This is a genomic window from Erwinia endophytica (assembly GCF_009295515.1).
Taxonomy (GTDB): domain Bacteria; phylum Pseudomonadota; class Gammaproteobacteria; order Enterobacterales; family Enterobacteriaceae; genus Erwinia; species Erwinia endophytica.
In genome coordinates this window covers 1-15481 of sequence record NZ_RQVV01000061.1, presented here as the reverse complement: position 1 = coordinate 15481, position 15481 = coordinate 1, and the positions used below count along the sequence as shown (strand labels likewise).

Below are 15481 nucleotides of genomic sequence, written 5' to 3'. Positions count from 1 at the left end.
CATTGATACCCACTCTGTAATAGCGCGATTTATTTTGACCAAAATCACACTCCCAGCGGGTGAGATTGCAAAAAAAAGGGGGGTGACCTAGTTTGAACTGATGTATCCAGGTTGGGATTTTGTGTGGAATAAGTCATGCTTAATGTGAACCAACTCCGCTGTTTTGTTGCGGTGGCGACAGAATTGAATTTTCGACGGGCCGCCGTATCGCTTAATATGAGCCAGCCGCCGTTAACGAGACAAATTCAGTTACTTGAATTCCAACTGAATGTAAAACTTATCGACCGAAGTACGCGTTCTGTTGCTTTAACCTCGGCTGGAAAAGCGTTTTATCGGGAAGCCAGAAAATTACTGGAACATATACATCAGGTCGAACAATTCACCAATAAGATAGCTAATGGTGAAGAAGGATCGGTTTCATTGGGATTCGTCGCTAATGCTTTTTATCAATTCTTACCCAGAATTCTCGCCATGCTGAAAAAGGAGTATCCATTTATAAAAATATCTTTGCATCAACTTTCGACTTATGAGCTGATAGAGTCTGTTTATCTGCAACAGAATGACTTAGGGATTTCGAGAATTGTCCCGACACGCGCTAATATAGATAGCCGTATTTGTATCAATGAGCCATTTATTGTGGCGATCCCTAAAAATCATGCATTGGCATCACAAGCTGTTATCAGACTGGAGGATCTTGATAATCAATCCTTTATTATGTATTCAGCGTCCTGGAAACCTTTTTATGATCTATTGATGGAAGCTTTTTATAAAGCGGATGTTAAACCTAACTTTGTACTTTATGAAAGCAGTACAGTCAATATCCTGTCTCTGGTTAATGTTAACTTTGGTATGGCTCTGGTACCACAAAGTGCGGCAACATTTAAACTGGATAATGTTGTTTATCGACCATTAGATCCCATCCATTTGTTGCACAATATTTTATATTTTATCTGGCGAAGGGATAATAATAATGAGGCTTTCAAACATATTTTAAGTAAAATTTTGGCGCAAAGCCTTCAGCCTGAACGTTCTGCCCTGCCTGAGCCTATTCAGGGAAACGGCTGAATTTTCCACTGTATTATGTGCCGGACGGCGTCTTAACTTTATACATGGCTATGTATTCTCTGGATATTTTGTACCATTATGGTCACATTCCTTCACTCAATCTGTTGATATCTGCCAGTGTCATTGCTTCTGGCTACCACTGACTGCCTCTACGCGATAGAATGCACTTTGCCTGTTTTTGAACACCGTATCAGAGCCAGCCCGCTGTCGTATTGACAGTGCAACTGGTCGTTGGATGTTTGTGGTGTGGAATAATAGATAATAGTTTTAAATCAAGGGGTTGTGATTTAGATGCGAATATTGCTGAGTAACGATGACGGGATTCATGCGCCAGGTATTCAGGTGCTGGCTAAGGCATTGCGCGAATTTGCTGACGTGCAAGTCGTGGCTCCCGATCGCAATCGCAGTGGCGCATCCAATTCGCTCACGCTGGAAACGCCGCTTCGTACTTTCAGCTATCCTAATGGCGATATTGCGGTACAGATGGGCACACCAACTGACTGTGTTTACCTGGGCGTCAATGCTTTGATGTGCCCACAACCCGATATTGTGGTGTCCGGTATTAATGCCGGGCCTAATCTGGGGGATGACGTGATTTATTCCGGTACTGTTGCGGCAGCGATGGAAGGGCGTCACCTTGGGTTACCCGCTCTGGCGGTTTCTCTTGATGGTCACCAACACTATGATACTGCTGCTGCGGTAACTTGCTCAATATTACGTGCGCTGTTGCGTGAACCGCTGCGTACAGGACGTATTCTCAATATTAATGTCCCAGACCGGCCTCTTTCTGCGCTGAAGGGGATTCGTGTGACCCGTTGTGGTCGCCGTCATCCCAGCGATCAGGTGATCGCGCAGCAGGACCCACGCGGCAACACCCTGTACTGGATTGGGCCGCCAGGTGAAAAATGTGATGCCGGACCGGATACCGATTTTGCCGCCGTTGACGAAGGATATGTTTCAGTCACCGTGCTGCATGTGGACTTAACGGCCCATAATGCGCAGGAGGTAGTGACGGCCTGGCTGGCTAATGCGGAGGTGTGCCGCGAATGGTGATTCGGCGCATTGATACCCTGTTGACCCAACTGCGCCAACTGGGTATCGACGATGAGCGGTTGTTGAAAGCGATTGAGAGTGTGCCGCGAGAGCGTTTTGTCGACGAAGCTTTTGAGCATAAAGCCTGGGAGAATATGGCGCTACCTATTGGTTCCGGTCAGACTATCTCACAGCCTTACATGGTGGCGAAAATGACGTCATTACTGGGGCTGACGCCGACGTCCCGGGTGCTGGAAATTGGTACCGGTTCGGGGTATCAGACTGCCATTCTGGCTCATCTGGTCGAACATGTTTATTCTGTTGAACGGATCAAAGGGCTGCAGTGGCAGGCCAAGCGCCGCCTGAAACAGCTTGATTTACATAATGTCTCGACCCGCCACGGTGATGGTTGGTTGGGCTGGCGTACCCGCGGGCCTTTCGATGCCATTATCGTCACTGCCGCGCCACCGGAAATCCCGGTGGAACTGATGTCGCAGTTGAATGAGGGGGGCGTATTGGTACTGCCGGTGGGTGAAGAGCATCAGCAGCTAAAGCGCATTACACGCCAGGCAGGGGAGTTTGTGGTGGAGACTATCGAGCCGGTTAGATTCGTGCCATTGGTGAAGGGCGATCTGGCCTGAATTGTTCGTCATTGTATACATCTGTGAATTGGCAGTAGGGCGACGATGTTGTTACTATCGCAATCAATTTTAGTTGTTACTTATTGCTGGCGCCAGGTTTTGCGGCGCGTGCGTCCGGATAGTTGATATTGTTTTGCCGTAACGGGGGATATAAATGAGCACGGGAAGCCCGGGATTTAACTTGCGCCGTATTGTGGCCGTTTCACTGGTTGGTTTTTGGTTAGCTGGTTGTTCCAGCGATAATACTCAGGCCCCTATCAGCTCCGTCGATGGCGGTAATGACTCTGGGATGAACAGTGAATCGGGTGGCAATGGTCTGGTCACCCGTCCACCTGCAATTTCTGCTTCTGCCAATTCGTCTAATGCGGCCAGCTCGCCGGCGATGGCTGCCAGCGCCAGTGGTGAAAATGATAACGTTGTGACCCAGAATGGGCACATAGTTTACAATCGGTCGTATGGTAATATTCCTAAAGGTAGTTATAGCGGACAGACTTACACGGTTAAACGTGGTGATACGTTGTTCTATATTGCGTGGATTACCGGTAACGATTTTCGTGATTTAGCACAGCGAAATAATGTGTCTTCACCATACAGTCTTCATGTTGGTCAGCAATTGCAGGTGAGTAATAGCTCTGGTGGGACGTTGACTGGCGGCAATGCCATTACCGCAGAGGATGATAAAGCGGGCGGAGTTGCCACGCAGAGTTCCCCAGGACAAATCCAGAGCACGACGGTTGCACAGCAGCCAGTTATTACGTATTCTGAGGATTCAGGTAAAGCAAGTGAAGGCAAAATGTTACCTTCATCCGGCACCAATACTGTTGCAACGACAACAGCGCCGGTTACCGTTCCGACCGTTAGCAGTACAACGAACAGTACTACCCCTGTGGGAAGCTGGCGTTGGCCAACTAACGGTAAGATAATCGATAACTTTTCTGCTTCTGAAGGGGGCAATAAAGGTATTGATATCGCGGGATCGCGAGGACAACCTGTCATCGCAACTGCCTCCGGGCGTGTTGTGTACGCCGGTAATGCTCTGCGCGGTTACGGTAATTTGATTATCATCAAACATAATGATGATTACCTGAGTGCATACGCCCATAACGACACGATGCTGGTCCGCGAGCAGCAGGAAGTTAATGCGGGTCAGAAGATTGCGACCATGGGTAGTACCGGCACCAGCTCGGTTAGATTGCATTTTGAAATTCGTTACAAGGGGAAATCCGTAAACCCGTTGCGCTATTTGCCGCAGCGATAAACCGGCAGAGCCCTGGTGTTCTGCCCTGGGATCACGGGTAGGAGCCGCATATGAGCCAAAATACGCTGAAAGTTAACGAGTTACATGAAGATGCGGAATTCGACGAAAATGGAGCCGATGTTTTTGATGAGAAGGCTCTTGTCGGTAATGAACCTGTTGATAACGACATAGCAGAGGAAGAACTGTTATCGCAGGGGGCTACACAACGCGTACTGGATGCGACGCAGCTTTATTTGGGTGAAATTGGTTATTCCCCGCTTCTGACGGCAGAGGAAGAAGTGTTCTTCGCTCGCCGTGCGTTGCGTGGTGATATTCCATCCCGGCGTCGCATGATTGAAAGTAATTTACGTCTGGTCGTGAAAATAGCCCGGCGTTACACCAATCGTGGTCTGGCTTTGCTGGATCTGATTGAAGAAGGTAACCTTGGGTTAATTCGTGCTGTTGAGAAATTTGATCCTGAAAGAGGGTTCCGTTTTTCAACCTATGCGACCTGGTGGATTCGTCAGACTATTGAACGGGCTATCATGAACCAGACCCGTACAATCCGTTTGCCTATCCATATTGTTAAAGAGCTGAATGTCTATCTGCGCACTGCGCGTGAACTGGCCCATAAGCTGGATCATGAACCCAGTGCCGAAGAGATTGCCGAGCAGCTTGACAGACCTGTTGATGATGTCAGCCGTATGCTGCGTCTCAATGAACGTATTACCTCGGTTGATACCCCGTTAGGTGGGGGGGATTCTGAGAAAGCGCTGCTGGACATTCTGGCCGATGAGAAAAATAACGGTCCGGAAGATACCACCCAGGACGATGATATGAAGCAGAGCATCGTCAAATGGTTGTTCGAACTGAACGCCAAACAGCGTGAAGTACTGGCGCGTCGTTTCGGTCTGTTAGGCTATGAAGCGGCTACGTTAGAAGATGTGGGACGCGAAATTGGTCTGACACGTGAACGTGTTCGTCAGATTCAGGTTGAAGGTCTTCGTCGTTTGCGTGAGATTTTGCAAGCGCAGGGACTGAATATTGAAGCCCTGTTTCGTGAGTAACCACAAAGTACGTTCATACAGCAAGCTGTAGATGCATTGGTGGGCGCACCCCAGTCGCCTTAGCTGAGTAGGTGTTTGGGGTTTGTTCGCCGACGGTCTTTCTGCAAGTTGAATGATTCAGCTTAGTTTGATCTTCATAAAAAAAGCGATGGCTTTAAAGGTCATCGCTTTTTTATTACATGAAAAAAGCCCCGTGTGGGATATGCAGGTCAGTTTTACAGCAGTGACTTGAGGCGGTAAATCCACTCCAGCGCCTGACGTGGCGACAGGGAATCAGGATCCAGTGCTTCCAATGCTTCCACCGCCGGCGAGGTTTCCTCTACCAGCAACGGCAACTGCGGGCCATCGGCTTTAGTGGCGGCGGCGTTGCCAGACAGGGTTTCCAGCTCTTTCAGCTTCTGCCGCGCCCGCTTGATAACTTCTTTGGGCACGCCAGCGAGGGCGGCAACGGCCAGACCATAACTCTTGCTGGCTGCACCTTCCTGTACGCTGTGCATAAAGGCGATGGTATCGCCGTGCTCAAGCGCATCCAGATGCACGTTTGCTACGCCTTCCATTTTGTCCGGCAGGGTGGTGAGCTCGAAATAGTGGGTGGCAAACAGTGTCATCGCTTTGATGCGGTTAGCCAGACTTTCGGCACAAGCCCAGGCCAGCGACAGACCATCATAGGTTGAAGTACCCCGGCCAATTTCATCCATCAGCACCAGACTGTATTCAGTGGCGTTGTGCAGGATATTGGCGGTTTCGGTCATTTCCACCATAAAAGTTGAACGCCCCGAGGCCAGATCATCAGCTGCGCCTACCCGGGTAAAGATGCGGTCGATCGGTCCAATTAGCGCCTCATCGGCAGGAACGTAGCTGCCGATATAGGCCATCAAGGTAATCAAGGCCGCCTGACGCATATAGGTACTTTTACCTCCCATGTTTGGCCCGGTTATCACCAGCATTCGGCGTTGTGGCGACAGTGACAGCGGGTTGGCGATAAACGGCTCTTTCAGGACCTGTTCGACAACCGGATGGCGGGCCGCGATGAGTTTGATACCTGGCTTGTCAGTCAGGGTCGGGCAGTGATAATTCAACGTCCAGGCTCGTTCTGCCAGCGTCGCCAGCACATCCAGCTCAGCCAGAGAGGTCGCACTGATTTGTAGCGCTTCCAGATGCGGCAACAGCACATCGAACAGTTCGTCATACAGCGTTTTTTCCAGGGCCAGTGCTTTCCCCTTGGAAGTCAGCACTTTATCTTCATACTCTTTTAGCTCAGGAATGATGTAGCGCTCGGCATTTTTCAGTGTCTGGCGGCGCACATAATGGATCGGCACCAGATGGCTTTGTCCGCGGCTGACCTGAATGTAGTAGCCGTGCACGCCATTAAACCCGACCTTTAGCGTATCCAGCCCCAGCTTTTCACGTTCACGGATTTCCAGACGCTCAAGATAATCTGTCGCCCCATCGGCCAGCGCTCGCCACTCATCCAGTTCTTCGTTGTAGCCGGGAGCAATCACACCGCCATCACGCACCAGTACTGGCGGCGCTTCGACAATCGCTCTTTCCAGCAGCTCTCTTAATTCATCGAATTGCCCCATTTGCAGGCGCAGTGTTTGCAGATGCGGCGTGTCGTGATCGGCCAGCATAGCATCCAGCAGTGGCAACTGTTGAAACGCGTGACGCATTCTCGCCAGGTCCCGGGGACGGGCTGTACGCAGCGCCAGTCTGGCCACAATACGTTCCAGATCGCCGACCTGACGGAGCAGGGGAGAGAGGTCGGCGAAGAAGTCCTGTAGCGCGCCGATGCTCTGCTGACGATTGACGATGACGTTAGCATCCCGAACCGGCATATGCAGCCAACGCTTTAACATGCGGCTGCCCATTGGTGTGACGGTTTTGTCCAGTACCGAGGCAAGGGTATTTTCAGTGCCGCCCGCCAGATTCTGGGTGATCTCAAGATTGCGGCGGGTGGCGGCATCCATGATGATCCCGTCCTGCTGACGTTCCATGGTCAGCGAGCGAATATGTGGTAGCGAAGTGCGCTGCGTGTCTTTCACGTATTGCAACAGACAGCCAGCCGCCCGCAACGCCAACTGGGCCTGTTCCACGCCAAAACCGCTGAGGTCACGAGTGCCAAACTGTAAGTTAAGCTGCTGACGGGCGGTATCTAACTCAAACTCCCATATTGGGCGGCGGCGCAGCCCGCGGCGGTGTTCGATCAGCGACATGGCCGCCAGATCTTCACAATAGAGCAGTTCGGCTGGATTGGAGCGTTGCAGTTCTGCCGCCATAGTTTCCTGGTCGGAAGGTTCAGACAGCAGAAAACGACCGGAACTGATATCCAGCGTGGCGTAGCCAAAGCCGCGCTCACCCTGGCAGATTGCAGCCAGCAGGTTATCCTGACGTTCCTGCAATAACGCTTCATCGCTGATGGTGCCAGGCGTGACGATACGGACGACTTTTCGTTCTACCGGGCCTTTGCTGAGCGCCGGATCGCCGATTTGTTCACAGATAGCGACCGATTCCCCTAACTGCACCAGTTTGGCGAGATAGTTCTCCACCGCATGATAAGGCACGCCCGCCATGGGAATCGGCTCACCTGCCGACGCCCCGCGTTTGGTTAACGAAATATCCAGTAACTGGGAAGCGCGCTTTGCGTCATCATAGAACAGCTCATAGAAGTCTCCCATACGGTAAAACAGCAGAATTTCTGGATGTTCAGCCTTCAGGCGAAGGTACTGCTGCATCATGGGGGTGTGCGAATTTACGTTTATGTTGTCATTCAGCGACATGGTTTATATATTCCATTGAATTTAAAGTTAATTGTGATTTTTTTTGTTCTCATTAAGTATCACGTCGTCTCACAAAAAATCACTAAATCCTACTTGTTAATGTAGGCAAAAGTGCAGGTTGTTCTGTAGGTTATGGTTTAATTGCACTGCATAAACGCACAACCTACACTTAGCAGCGATAACTGGATTTCAGTCTCAGTAAATCAATCAGTTAACCATGAAAATGGATCTTATATGACAGATAAACCGGCAGGTAAACCTTTGTCATCCAAAGCTATCGAAATGATGAAGCCTGCGGATAAAAATAAATCCAATACGGGTGAAAAGCGGGGTTTACGTGTCTCCTGTGGCGCTTCAGGTATCAAGACCTTTTTCTACCGCTATACTAGCCCAGTGACCAATAAGCTGTCACAGGTAAAAATTGGAAGCTTCCCGCAAACTTCGTTAGCAATGGCAAGAATGAAATTGCAGGCGTTAAAGCAAATCAGGAAGGAAGGGCGTTGTCCTGCCACTGAGCTGAAAAAAGAGAAGCTTCGGCTAAAGGAAGAAAGTCAAAAGCCGAAGATTGCTGAGTTGACCATTGAGGGACTGGTTGAACTGTACCTGACTGAGCGTATAGAAGATCGCAAAAGTGTGGATGGGAAAATTATTCCAGGGGCGCGTAAGAAAAAGGGGCAACTCGAAGTACGCCGAACCCTGCAAAATGATGCGGCGGCCAAATTGGGTAAGCGCATCGCTGCGGAGGTCACGCGTAAAGATATCGTTGAACTGGTTAACGGTGTCATCGAACGTGGTGTAAAGGTACAGGTGGGCAGTCTGTTGCGTGAATTTTCTTCTGCTTAGGAATTTGCCATTGGTTTGGGCAGGTTTGAAGACAGCTTTGCTAACCCGGCTCTTTTGGCAAAGTCCAGTCTGCGACAGACCAGAATCAAACTGACCAGTGAACGGTACGCGCATTTTAAGTGAAAAAGAGCTGGCTCAATTTTTACGTTGGCTGCCGGGGTCGGCGTATACGCCAACGATCAAAAAACGTTTTGCGTCTGACGCTCTGGACCGGGAGCCGGACGGGTGAAGTATGCAATATGGCCTGGGATGATGTGGATCTTGTAAACGGCACCATACATCTTCGGGAAACCAAAACCGGTGTTGAACGGTATGTCCAGTTATCCACTCAGGCTGTCGATTTTCTTAAAGTCCTGCGCCTCAACTCGGATAAATATCTATTCCCTTCACAGGCAACTAAGAAATCAATCCAACAGAAGTACCTCACAGAAAACTCATGGTGTTTACGTGAAAGCGGTCAAATGCTTGATATGCCTCACTGGACGCCTCATGACCTGCGGCGTACTGCGCACACAGGGTTACCACGCTACAGTGTCCGAATGAGGTTGCCGAGGCTGTACTGGGCCATACTCGTGGCGGCGTGGAAGGGATCTCTAACCTTTATACTTATGATGCTGAATGTAGGAAGTGGTTGCAAATTTGGGCGGATTATATGGAAAGGCTTCCTTGGCATACTATTATGTAAATGGCAATGAGTAATTGGATATTTTTATGTTTTCGAGCATAATTCCTAAAAATATATCTCCTGTTTAGTTTCTTTTACACAGGATTTATCATTTACTCATTATGATCGTGTTTGTGTTTCTAACGAAGGATTACTTATGGAAACGGAAAATTCTTTACGCCTCTTAACATTAGGGGAGAAAAATTTAGCTCAGACAGTTTTCGGTAGTTCAATTCAATGGAATAAGGTATGGGTTCATTGTGATAGTTATCTTCCATTTGGTTTGCAAGGGAAGTTTGTTGGGATGACACCAAATGGTGAAATGTATTTCAGAAAAGAAACATATCTTAATGATTTCTCTTTAGCTTCAAAATCTAACCAGCATTTTTTTATGCATGAAATGACACATGTCTGGCAACATCAGAACGGAATGTGGGTTAGAACAAGAGGTTTATTTAGCTGGGCATCAACTTACAAATATACCATCGATCTGAATAAGAGTTTAAGTAAATACAGCATGGAGCAACAAGCTCAGATTATTGCCGATTACTTTTTATTAAAAAAATATGGTGTAAATGGTCTGAAAAGCGAAATTGGCCGTCAGGCTGGTTTTCAGGGAGCATTAGATAATAATGCCATTTTTCTATATAGAAAAATATTGCCAGCATCAATTTTATAAGAAAACGATATGATGAAAAGCATAAGTGTATTTATTTCTGTTTTATTTTTAACATCCTGCCACATAAATGATACTCGCCCAGAAAATCATCGGGCTAATGTAAGTGTAGTAGGGGATGGTATTTGTGTTACGCTGCCTGATACTGAAAACGAAAGCATATCTTTATTAAGTATAAATGAGATTGGTAATAGTGAAAATGTGGTAGATAGACAATTTACTATTGAAAATGCACCTGGTTTACATTCAAATAAATGCATCTCTAATTTCGGCTTTACCTTTGAACCAGGTAAATCATATGTGTTTTCTATTAATGCAATACGGATAAAAGAAGATCACACTATGAAAAATGGGAATAGTTATAGTGTGACTTTTTCCGTGTGGCTAGATAAAGGCGAGTTGAAGGTGAAAGATATAAACTAGCTATATAATAAAGTAGTTATTCTGAACGGATGGTTATATATCGGAATTAAATGGGTAGTGTAGAGTAAAGATAAATAATCATATATTTATTAAAGCAATAAATTCATATCTAACTTATTATATTAATAATTTTGGTTTGTTTTTTTAAGTAGGGAAGGATTTATAACCAGCATGAGTACTCCCATGAACGTAAAGTAGTCTTATAACGATGGATGGCATTGTTGGTATCGTTAGAGCGTGGCCACTAAAAAATAGTTGTATCTGAGAGATATTAATTTATGAGGGTATGTTAAATATGAATACATTGTTGGATGCTTTTATTTCCCCAATATCAGCACTTATCGAAAATAAATTCATCTTATTTCTTATCGTTGGTTTATTTGCAATAAGCTCTCTTTTTTTTATAAAATACAAGGCAAAGTCAGGCTTCTCTTTATCGGATAGGTTTTGGGTTTTCTGGACAGGTCATAAATGTGAAAGAAGTGGTGATTTGCTTAGCGAAATAATCGAAATAGAAAAGTTTAATTATCACTATAACACATATGCTATATCTAAAAAGCAGACAGCTCAACTTGAGTCATGGGTTAGAAAATACGAACTGGATTTTAAATTAATTGCAAAATTAAAAAGAAACTTAAAAATTGATACACTGAAAATAAAGAAAGTAAACAAAGCTATTCCACCAAGTATTTTTATGTTTTTATTCGTGCCTTTTTTTGCTTTCTTGGGTGCATTTGTGATAGCAATAAAACCAGCCGGATTAATAAAAATAGATGGCACTGGTTGGTTTTGGTTTAATGCTAACGAAGCAATGGAATATAGCTTTTTAGGGAGATCAGAAAACTCATGGATCATAAAGAAAGAACAATGCACCAAAAAAAATGAAATAAAAGTAAACCTCGACAACATAACGATAGATACAATATGTGATTCATTTAATAGTCAAAGAGTATCGTATTTCATAAAATCATTAATAAAAAAACAACGCTGGTTTTTTGGAATTTCAAGTGGAGTATTGTTATTTATCGCAGGATTTCTATTTAGAGAAACAATTTCACTACTTATAACTTACGATGCAAGGGAAATGATCTATTTAAAGATAAAAAAGTACAGGTCAAATAGAGAGTCAAAAAGACATAAATCTTGAGTGAACCGTCCCGGTAATCCTGGAGACTAAACTCTTTGAGAGAGAGGTAAACAGGAGACTAAAAACACGCTTGAATGGGCCCCATGGAAAACCAGACAGTAGAAGTCTCTTAACTTAAGAGATATGAATCGCCATAGATAATCTAGACACTTCCAAGCCGTTGATAATATTGATGTGGCTAATCCCTTATTAGCGCAAAAGGACAACTTCCTCTGGAATCTGATGAGGCACAGCATCTTTTAACCAGTCATAAAGCAGTCCAATATTCTTTCTACGCGGTGTACCTTTTGGCCAGACAAGCCAGTAACCATCCCCGGTAGAAACGGCTTCAGTGAACGGTAAAGCCAGCAGGCCGCTTTTAATCGCCTCAAGACTAAGCAGTAAATCACCAACCGAAATACCGTGACCACTTATTGCCGCCAGGTTTCCCTGTTCAAGGGTGTCAAAAACCTTACCCCTGGCAGTATTGAGATTGCCGAATTTTTCGGTCCGCTTAAGCCATCTTCGCCAGTCACGTCGATCAGGTGAAGGATGGATAAGTTCACAACTGAAAATGTCCCTCTGTACCTGGCTGACGAATGACGGTGTGCACAGTGGAACAAGCCATTCATCAAACAGAGGACGACTTTCCGTATCCGCACCAAATCGGCCATTTCCCAGCAGGATCGCGCAGTCATAAGGTTCTCTATTGAAGTCCACGGTATCAATATCCATCCAGACGCTGGAGATCTCAATTACCGGTGTTGAGTTATGTTCACGAAAGGCATTCAGCACATCCAGCAGCCAGCACATGGTCAGCGTGGATGGCGCTTTCAGACGGATCTCCCGGCTGTTACTACGAAAAGCATAGCAGGCACATTCAAGAGACAGGAACCCTTCAGTCAGTTGTCTTCCCAGTGTACGACCTGCATCTGTCACCTCCACCCGTGGGCCCTTGCGCTGGAAAAGTTCGCACCCAAACCACTCTTCCAGAGTACGGATATGACGGCTAATAGCACCTGGTGTCACGTTCAACTGTACTGCGGCCTTACTAAATGATCCAAGGCGAGCGGCAGCTTCAAAAGCGCGTAAAGCATAAAGAGGTGGCAGGGTCATATTAATGATCAAATGTGAGTTTAACTCACATTAAATCGCAGCTTTTTCCGTTTTTCAATACCCTGCCCCGTGGGAATAATACCGTACATCAAGACTATACACATAAGGAAATGAGATGAATAACGGATTGATTAACAATGGAAAAATAGTCAGGCAGGCAGACCTCACAATGTTAATTCGGGGCTACAAAAAGACTGATTCAGCCAGCGACTGGAGACTGGAGGGTTTTAAAGATATCTCGGATCGTCTTAATGACTCTGACTTTCCCTGCCTGTTTGGTCGGCACGCCTGGAAAATCAACTCGCTCCTTTTTACTTTTGTTAGCCATCAGGAGATGTTGCATAACATGCTGGAAAGTATGAGGGCATTTATCGACCGCACGCATAACACCCGGCCCGAAGAGCGGCTTTACAGTCCACTGGTGATGATATTTGAACCGTCTGATTTTGAAAGCCTGGATGCAGCCCACCTCTTTGCCTGGCAGCGCCTGCAGGAAATGCATGATGGCGATCTTCATTCCTGGCCGGATGCAATTCCGGATTCTCCTGATGATAGTGCCTGGTCATTTTGTTTTGGCGGGACGGAATTATTTATCAACATCAGTTGTCCCGGCCATAAACGCTTTAGAAGCAGGAATTTGGGGCAACGGGTGGTTTTTATCATCAATCCCCGGGCCCATTTTGATATTCTGGCCAGCCATCAGGATATTAAAGGAATTAAAGTCAGAGAAAAAATAAGAATGCGCGTCCGTAACTATAACAACGGTCATATACCTGACGAGCTGGGATTTTATGGTGATGAGAACAATCTGGAATGGAAGCAGTACCAGCTCAGGGAGCCCGGTGCTGCTGAGTTTAGTCGCTGCCCGCTTCACATTCATAAGGAGAAAAAAAAGTCATGAACATGACTTTACTGGGGACGTACATGCTGGCGGTTTTAACATTGTTGCTGACTCCCGGCCCGGTTGTTGCACTGGTCACCGGAACAGCGGCACGATATGGCAGCCGGAAGGCCTTTGCCACAGTAGTCGGCACGAATGGTGCTTCTCTGGTTCTGATTGTGCTGGCCGCCCTGATGCTGGCAGGTGTGGTGTCCCTCCCCCCTGTTTTTTTGTGTCTACTGGGTATAGTAGGATCGCTGTTTATTGGCTGGGGGGCCACAACCAGTTTGTGGCAAAATATCGGAAAAGGAAATATTGAAGGAAAGACAGTAATAAGCGAACGAGGGGGCTTGGCAAGAGGATTCTTAACGGGTATTTCAAACCCAAAAGATATTCTTTTTTTTATCTCTTTTTTTCCACAGTTTATTGCAGTGACTCAGGATTTCACAGCCAGCATTATGACGTTATCGCTTGTCTGGATTATTTTCGATTTTAGCGTTTTATCGCTTTATATCCTGACTGTGGGGCGATGGATACCGGAAAAACATGGCCGGAAAATTGAAATCATCTCATCATTATTTCTACTTGTGGTCTCACTATGTGCTCTTATATATAATTTCAGAGAAATTATCTCACAATATTTTTGACATAAAAATGACTACAATACGCTTAAAAACGGACTATGGAATTCCGTGTCAGTATTGGTCGTGATCTTGCTCGCGAACAATGGACACGCGACTAAGTGAGTAAACTCTCAACCAGAGGTGACTCATGACAAAACCAGCATCAATTCAAAAAAGCCCCGTAAACAGCACCCGCCTGAATTTCGCAACGAAGCTCTGAAGCTTGCGGAACGCATCGGTGTTGCTGCCGAATGGCTGGCTTATTATAATGATGAGCGAACGCATCAGGGGAAAATGTGCTGTGGGCGAACACCGATGGAAACATTACTTGATGGAAAGCGCATCTGGGCTGAGAAGAATTTAAGCCAGATGTAACCTGACAGATACCTGTATAAATAAGCGGTAACTGTCAGCTCAGGTCTGAGCTAATACACATTATAGTTGCTTAGTCATAAAGCCATTTTCCTGCTTCGGCTGATTCGGCAAACATTTCCACGGTTAATGGCTTGCGGGTTCTCTCTACATCTTCACGTTTCACTTTGAACCACCGTTTTATTAGCGGTGTGTTTTCCCACGGAAAATAGCACGACCAATTGACACCAGATAAATCCACGTTGAATTTTTTCTCAAATTTATCCAATACCTCATGTAGGTCATCGCCGGGAGCATTAAATAAATCATAGCCAAATTCCAGAGGGATTTCTTTCCAGTTTCTATCTAAACAGGTTGATATCTCTTCTTTAAACAAGTCTAAAACTTGGTCTTGAATACTTTTCATTAAAAGGATGTCCATTGTATGCGATCTTTTGGACGGGCTATCAGGTTGTATTTTGCCTGAGTTTTTCTTGATATTTGGTAAATTGAGTTCACAAGACCAATCCAGCCCAACCAGGGAACATAACGAGCGATAACTGCGGCAAGTTTGTTGGTCTTTTGCATCTTAAAGCCTATGGGTGTCGGAACTCTAATACCAAATGGAGTTCGTGCATCTCTCAGAAGCATTCTCCCATATTTAGATATAACACTTGTGCCTTTTATTGCTGCCCCTGGTTTTTGTCGTGTCTTTAACCATGGTTGGCCGGATAAAATAGCTGCACCAGATTCGATGCCAATACCTAACTCATCACAAAATTGTTCAAGGAAAATTACATCGAAAAGTTCACTCGGAGATAGATTGCTTTCTCCGTGGTAGAAGTACGTTCCATTTAACTCTTCGGTCGTATCCATTTGATCACCTATTATGCGGTCTGTCGGTCACGGTAAGTGTCAAGGTAGTTGGCACCCCTGGTTAATTTAAGCGGCCTGTTTTTC

14 protein-coding genes and 2 pseudogenes are annotated in these 15481 nt (G+C 46.1%); 12 read left to right on the top strand and 4 right to left on the bottom strand.

Going from position 1 to position 15481, the window contains the following annotated elements:
* Positions 1-135 precede the first annotated feature (135 nt).
* The 5 genes from EH228_RS19295 (at position 136) to rpoS (ending at position 5042) form a co-directional block, all read left to right on the top strand.
* The gene (locus tag EH228_RS19295) at positions 136-1065 is read left to right on the top strand and encodes a LysR family transcriptional regulator (protein WP_152323234.1); all 930 of its coding nucleotides are present in this window, start codon (positions 136-138) and stop codon (positions 1063-1065) included.
* Positions 1066-1356: 291 nt separating this feature from the next.
* Positions 1357-2118: a 5'/3'-nucleotidase SurE gene (gene surE / locus EH228_RS19290; RefSeq protein WP_152323233.1), complete on the top strand. Its 762-nt coding sequence runs from the start codon at positions 1357-1359 to the stop codon at positions 2116-2118.
* Complete coding sequence (locus EH228_RS19285) at positions 2112-2738, top strand: protein-L-isoaspartate(D-aspartate) O-methyltransferase (protein ID WP_152323232.1); 627 nt, start codon at positions 2112-2114, stop codon at positions 2736-2738. The genes surE and EH228_RS19285 overlap by 7 nt, the downstream gene beginning before the upstream one ends.
* Positions 2739-2892: 154 nt before the next feature.
* Positions 2893-3996: a murein hydrolase activator NlpD gene (gene nlpD, locus EH228_RS19280; protein ID WP_152323231.1), complete on the top strand. Its 1104-nt coding sequence runs from the start codon at positions 2893-2895 to the stop codon at positions 3994-3996.
* A 50-nt stretch (positions 3997-4046) separates the two neighbouring features.
* Positions 4047-5042 carry an RNA polymerase sigma factor RpoS gene (gene rpoS, locus EH228_RS19275; RefSeq protein WP_152323230.1) on the top strand — a complete coding sequence of 332 codons (996 nt, stop codon included), beginning with the start codon at positions 4047-4049 and terminating at the stop codon, positions 5040-5042.
* 215 nt (positions 5043-5257) lie between these two features.
* Here the strand turns inward: rpoS and mutS are convergent, their stop codons facing one another.
* Positions 5258-7819, bottom strand: coding sequence for a DNA mismatch repair protein MutS (mutS, locus tag EH228_RS19270; protein ID WP_193323394.1), 2562 nt, complete (start codon positions 7817-7819; stop codon positions 5258-5260).
* Between the two features lie 234 nt (positions 7820-8053).
* Between mutS and EH228_RS19265 the strand changes: the two are divergent.
* The 4 genes and pseudogenes from EH228_RS19265 to EH228_RS19250 all read left to right on the top strand — a co-directional run bounded on the left by EH228_RS19265 (position 8054) and on the right by EH228_RS19250 (position 11572).
* Positions 8054-9347 (top strand): annotated as a pseudogene (locus EH228_RS19265) (tyrosine-type recombinase/integrase).
* 136 nt (positions 9348-9483) lie between these two features.
* The gene (locus EH228_RS19260; RefSeq protein ID WP_193323393.1) at positions 9484-10005 is read left to right on the top strand and encodes a type IV secretion protein Rhs; all 522 of its coding nucleotides are present in this window, start codon (positions 9484-9486) and stop codon (positions 10003-10005) included.
* A gap of 9 nt (positions 10006-10014) precedes the next feature.
* Positions 10015-10425 carry a putative T6SS immunity periplasmic lipoprotein gene (locus EH228_RS19255; RefSeq protein ID WP_152323229.1) on the top strand — a complete coding sequence of 137 codons (411 nt, stop codon included), beginning with the start codon at positions 10015-10017 and terminating at the stop codon, positions 10423-10425.
* A gap of 295 nt (positions 10426-10720) precedes the next feature.
* Positions 10721-11572, top strand: a complete 852-nt coding sequence (locus tag EH228_RS19250) for a DUF6216 family protein (RefSeq protein ID WP_152323228.1) — start codon at positions 10721-10723, stop codon at positions 11570-11572.
* A 189-nt stretch (positions 11573-11761) separates the two neighbouring features.
* Here EH228_RS19250 and EH228_RS19245 read toward each other — a convergent pair whose 3' ends face one another.
* Positions 11762-12667 (bottom strand): LysR family transcriptional regulator, encoded by a 906-nt coding sequence (locus EH228_RS19245; protein WP_152323227.1) that lies wholly within the window; start codon positions 12665-12667, stop codon positions 11762-11764.
* 115 nt (positions 12668-12782) lie between these two features.
* On the opposite strand from EH228_RS19245, the gene EH228_RS19240 reads away from it, so the two are divergent.
* From EH228_RS19240 to EH228_RS20310, 3 genes and pseudogenes are all read left to right on the top strand, one after another.
* On the top strand, positions 12783-13568 hold the full coding sequence (locus EH228_RS19240; protein ID WP_152323226.1) for a YqcI/YcgG family protein: 786 nt from the start codon (positions 12783-12785) through the stop codon (positions 13566-13568).
* Positions 13565-14194: a LysE family translocator gene (locus EH228_RS19235; RefSeq protein WP_152323225.1), complete on the top strand. Its 630-nt coding sequence runs from the start codon at positions 13565-13567 to the stop codon at positions 14192-14194. Before EH228_RS19240 ends, EH228_RS19235 begins: the two co-directional genes overlap by 4 nt.
* 225 nt (positions 14195-14419) lie before the next feature.
* Positions 14420-14545, top strand: a pseudogene (locus EH228_RS20310) (IS481 family transposase); the annotation flags it as partial.
* Between the two features lie 70 nt (positions 14546-14615).
* Here the strand turns inward: EH228_RS20310 and EH228_RS19225 are convergent.
* Together EH228_RS19225 and EH228_RS19220 are read right to left on the bottom strand one after the other, a co-directional pair.
* Entirely contained in the window at positions 14616-14963 is a 348-nt protein-coding gene (locus EH228_RS19225; RefSeq protein WP_152323223.1) for a DUF1493 family protein, read from the bottom strand.
* Positions 14948-15397 carry an STM2901 family protein gene (locus EH228_RS19220; RefSeq protein WP_152323222.1) on the bottom strand — a complete coding sequence of 150 codons (450 nt, stop codon included), beginning with the start codon at positions 15395-15397 and terminating at the stop codon, positions 14948-14950. The genes EH228_RS19225 and EH228_RS19220 overlap by 16 nt, the downstream gene beginning before the upstream one ends.
* Positions 15398-15481 lie beyond the last annotated feature (84 nt).

Excerpts from the sequence above, each read along its gene's own strand:
- EH228_RS19250 (WP_152323228.1), top strand. The coding sequence starts at position 10,721 with ATGAATACATTGTTGGATGCTTTTATTTCCCCAATATCAGCACTTATC.
- nlpD (WP_152323231.1), top strand. The coding sequence starts at position 2,893 with ATGAGCACGGGAAGCCCGGGATTTAACTTGCGCCGTATTGTGGCCGTT.
- EH228_RS19255 (WP_152323229.1), top strand. The coding sequence starts at position 10,015 with ATGATGAAAAGCATAAGTGTATTTATTTCTGTTTTATTTTTAACATCC.
- EH228_RS19235 (WP_152323225.1), top strand. The coding sequence starts at position 13,565 with ATGAACATGACTTTACTGGGGACGTACATGCTGGCGGTTTTAACATTG.
- surE (WP_152323233.1), top strand. The coding sequence starts at position 1,357 with ATGCGAATATTGCTGAGTAACGATGACGGGATTCATGCGCCAGGTATT.
- EH228_RS19260 (WP_193323393.1), top strand. The coding sequence starts at position 9,484 with ATGGAAACGGAAAATTCTTTACGCCTCTTAACATTAGGGGAGAAAAAT.
- mutS (WP_193323394.1), bottom strand. The coding sequence starts at position 7,819 with ATGTCGCTGAATGACAACATAAACGTAAATTCGCACACCCCCATGATG.
- EH228_RS19220 (WP_152323222.1), bottom strand. The coding sequence starts at position 15,397 with ATGGATACGACCGAAGAGTTAAATGGAACGTACTTCTACCACGGAGAA.
- rpoS (WP_152323230.1), top strand. The coding sequence starts at position 4,047 with ATGAGCCAAAATACGCTGAAAGTTAACGAGTTACATGAAGATGCGGAA.
- EH228_RS19240 (WP_152323226.1), top strand. The coding sequence starts at position 12,783 with ATGAATAACGGATTGATTAACAATGGAAAAATAGTCAGGCAGGCAGAC.
- EH228_RS19245 (WP_152323227.1), bottom strand. The coding sequence starts at position 12,667 with ATGACCCTGCCACCTCTTTATGCTTTACGCGCTTTTGAAGCTGCCGCT.
- EH228_RS19225 (WP_152323223.1), bottom strand. The coding sequence starts at position 14,963 with ATGGACATCCTTTTAATGAAAAGTATTCAAGACCAAGTTTTAGACTTG.
- EH228_RS19295 (WP_152323234.1), top strand. The coding sequence starts at position 136 with ATGCTTAATGTGAACCAACTCCGCTGTTTTGTTGCGGTGGCGACAGAA.
- EH228_RS19285 (WP_152323232.1), top strand. The coding sequence starts at position 2,112 with ATGGTGATTCGGCGCATTGATACCCTGTTGACCCAACTGCGCCAACTG.